Source organism: Arthrobacter sp. P1_B4, from assembly GCF_056406555.1.
In genome coordinates, this window is the sequence record NZ_JBFTZW010000161.1 from 1 (window position 1) to 3,301 (window position 3,301).

The 3,301-nt window shown below is 64.1% G+C and carries 4 protein-coding genes; all 4 read right to left on the bottom strand.

Going from position 1 to position 3,301, the window contains the following annotated elements; translation table 11 throughout:
* The coding region (locus AC1D1W_RS20230) for a wax ester/triacylglycerol synthase domain-containing protein (RefSeq protein WP_476944645.1) at positions 1 to 1,062 on the bottom strand (1,062 nt) is incomplete at its 3' end.
* 269 nt (positions 1,063 to 1,331) lie between these two features.
* The gene (locus tag AC1D1W_RS20235) at positions 1,332 to 1,880 is read right to left on the bottom strand and encodes a hypothetical protein (protein WP_476944646.1); all 549 of its coding nucleotides are present in this window, start codon (positions 1,878 to 1,880) and stop codon (positions 1,332 to 1,334) included.
* Between the two features lie 2 nt (positions 1,881 to 1,882).
* Complete coding sequence (locus AC1D1W_RS20240) at positions 1,883 to 2,440, bottom strand: hypothetical protein (protein WP_243177282.1); 558 nt, start codon at positions 2,438 to 2,440, stop codon at positions 1,883 to 1,885.
* A gap of 131 nt (positions 2,441 to 2,571) precedes the next feature.
* Positions 2,572 to 3,301 (bottom strand): penicillin-binding transpeptidase domain-containing protein (locus AC1D1W_RS20245; protein ID WP_476944647.1); only part of this gene is annotated, 730 nt, incomplete at its 5' end.

Below are 3,301 nucleotides of genomic sequence, written 5' to 3' on the forward strand. Positions count from 1 at the left end.
TGTATGGACAAGGTGTTGGTGGTCTATGACGAAGCGGTAGGCGCCAAGGTGCGCTGCGACCCGGGATATGGGGCCGATGATTGCAGTGGAGGCTCCGGGAGGCCGCTGCTTGACACTCCTCATCGTTGCGGCAACGGCTGCCACCCGTCCCTTGGCCGGACCGACCGCGGGAACGGTCACCGGGATGATGCCGCTCCGGTTCCCCAGATAGGTGATTGTCGTGTGGCGGCGTGCAGAAAACAGCACGGAGATGACGAACTCTTCGACATATTCGCCCCGTGCCAGGAGCAGGCGGTGCAGGGCTGTCGCGACGGCGGTGAGGATGAGATCGTTGACCGTCGCTCCCTGCATGTGCGCGGCGGTTCTGACTGCCTCCATGTCGCAGCGGAGGACGGCAAGCGTCCGTTGCGGACCTGTCGGGCGGTTGAGTGAGGTGCGGGCAGCCCGGGGTTTGCCCGTCTGCCGCAGTTCGGAGGCTCCGGCGGCTGCGGTCCGCAGTGCGGCCGGGAGCCGGGCCAGTGCGTTGACTCGGCTCCTTGCAGCATCAATGGCCAGGTACAGCGCCGAGTATGGAATCTCTGGCTCCCGGCGACCATTCCACCCGGCTTCCGCGGCTGCCAGGGCCTCCAGGACGGCGAGACCTCCAATTCCATCTGTGAGGACATGATGAAAGACGAAAACAAGCGCTGACAGGTCCGGGCTTACGCCGGTGATGAGCTTGGCTGACCAGAGAGGACGGTCGCGGGACAGCGGTGCAGCGAGCATTTCGGCCGCAATGTTCAGCACCGCTTCCTCACCGCCGGGCGCCGGACAGGCGATCACGCCCAGATGGTGTGCCGGATCAAAGCCGGAATCATCCGCCCAAATGGGCCGCCCGCAGCCGAAGGGGACAGAGACCAGCCGCTGGCGCAGCCGGGGGACAGTGCCGAGCCGACGCGCCAGTGCTTCCAGGAGGGGTGCCGAATCTTCGCTGCCTTCCGTGCTGAGCATGAGGATGGCCCCGACTTGCATTGGCGCTGAGCCGATGTCCGCGTCCAAGGACATCATGTCCTCGGCGCTCACCCGGTCAACATGTTGTCTTGGCGTCATTTTCGGTCCCCGGAACCAGATCCCTGAATTCTCTGCACTCCTGGGAGGGAAGAAGACAGCAACCCACAAGTTGCTGAGCAGAGACAGCAGGCGACCCGACGTGGTCGTCATGTCCTCACTGTTGGGCGTATGGGGCCCAGAGGATAGGGCAGAACGTCCCGCTTGCCCGTTCTGCGTAACCGAGGACGCAGCCCCCAGCGGGCGCTGAATGATTTGGAGCAACCGGCGGCAGGCTCCCGCCGCTAGGACGCTTTCGCGCTGGTGGTACCGGGGCCGGCGTTGACTGCTGCCGCCACCAGGCGGTCGAAGCTGGCGGTTCCGTTCTCCGGAGGCACAACCGTGAAGACCGCAACCCATTTCTCGGGGGCATGTTTCTCCAGCGTTGACGCCCGGGCCACATGCAGGTTCAGCCCGGGTACGCCGCTGACAAGGAGCGGAAGCTGCTCGCCGGTCTTGGTCATGTGCCGGAATTGCCTGACCGACAATTGGTCACCCGGGCTGCTCGTGACCTCTGCGAGGGTGTCATTGATCCTCTTGGTCAGCCCCCGCATGAAGCGCTGCTGGGCCATGACCGTGCGCACCGTCAGAAGCGCGGCGAAGAAGAGGGTGAACAAAACCAGGGCACCGAAACTTCTGAGGAAGGGCAGAAAGATCATCAGGAACAGGCACACGATCAGCCCCAAAATACTCGACATGACGAACTTGAAGACGGGGTTTTCGCCCGGTTTCTTTGACCAGCGAACGAGGGCGACGATGTCCTTCCGGGGCTGATCGCGCCGTGAAATTTCCATGATTAGTACCCCTTCACTTCCATGAGCGCTTCGGCCAGGATGATTGCCTCGCGTGCTTCCTTGAGATCGCCCAGCAACCCCATATCGGGAATGGCTCCTTTGGCCGCGGTGGAGCCGGCGATTTCGGAAAAGATGCTGCTCAACTTTTCGCGGTCCTGTGACAGCATCCGGGACGACGTCAGCTTAATTCTGCTCAGCTCAAGCTCCAGCAATGACTTGTCGATGGCCTCACGACGCCCTTGCATGACCGCCAGCTTCTCGGTGACACGCTGGACACGGCCCCGGAGCATTGCTTCCATCTTTCCTGCCACGACGTGGAGCTCGCACAGCGCGGTGTAGGACTGCGGGGACCCCGAGTGAACGGCGAGCTGCTCACCGACGTAATGGCGCCGTCGTTCCCATTTCCGAACGGCGGACTCAGATGGTCCCAAGAGGAGGGAAACGGCTGCCAGTGCTTTGTCCAGCGACGCGGCCCGGGTGCTCAGGCTGCTGGTGGCGGCGTCCAGCCTCGACAGGAACGCGTCGTAGTTGTCGTGAGGCTGGGCGCTATCGGGATTCATGAGCCACCCGCGCGCGGTGGCGCGATTCCCCTCGCCGGAAATTGGCCCCGTCTCCCATGGCAAGAGGATAGAGGCTCCGGGCCCCGTTGGCATAGAGCGCGGCATTGGATCCAGAGCATTTCGGGCCAGTGTCAGCGACACAACGCACTATTAAAACCGGGGAAGCACGGCGTGCGGGTCGTAGGGGGCGTGCGGCTCGCGGAGGGCGTCCGGGTCATGGACTCCGGCGGCGCCGGGAAGGGGGCGGTGGGGTAGTACCCGGCGACCTGCAGCATGTAGTTCGCCCACTGCGGGCCGGCGAGCATGTACCCGTCAATGGCCTTGTAGAACTTGCCGTTGACGGTGATGTTCTGCCCGGGCCGCTTCTGGCCCTCCAAGGCGTCGCCGAAGAAGGAAGCCGTCGCGAGGCCGCTTGTGTAGCCCACCACCCAGGTGGCGCCATTGGTATTGGACGTGCCCGTCTTGGCCGCGACCGGGAACCGCTCCTGGACCTTGGGCTTGATGTAAACGCCGGACCCGCGTTTCAGCACGTCCTGCAGCACGGCGTTCACGCCGCGGGCGACCTCGGGCTTGATCGCCCTGTGACAGGCGCTGGTCTCGGCCGGCAGTTTCTGTCCCGCCGCGTCGTTCACTGCCGAAATGGCAATCGGTGCGCAGTAGTTTCCGTCGTTGGCGAAGGTGGCAAACGCGTTGGCCAGATGGAGCGGCGCCACGCCGATGGCGCCCAGCAGGTTGCCCAGCTGGTGCATGTTCACCCGGGCGTTGTCCACGCCGCTGTGGATCCCTGCGGCGTCCACCATCTTCTGGATGCCGCAGAAATCTAGCTGAGTGGCCTCGGCGAAGGTGGCGGTGTTGATGGAG

Excerpts from the sequence above, each read along its gene's own strand:
- AC1D1W_RS20235 (WP_476944646.1), bottom strand. The coding sequence starts at position 1,880 with ATGGAAATTTCACGGCGCGATCAGCCCCGGAAGGACATCGTCGCCCTC.
- AC1D1W_RS20240 (WP_243177282.1), bottom strand. The coding sequence starts at position 2,440 with ATGAATCCCGATAGCGCCCAGCCTCACGACAACTACGACGCGTTCCTG.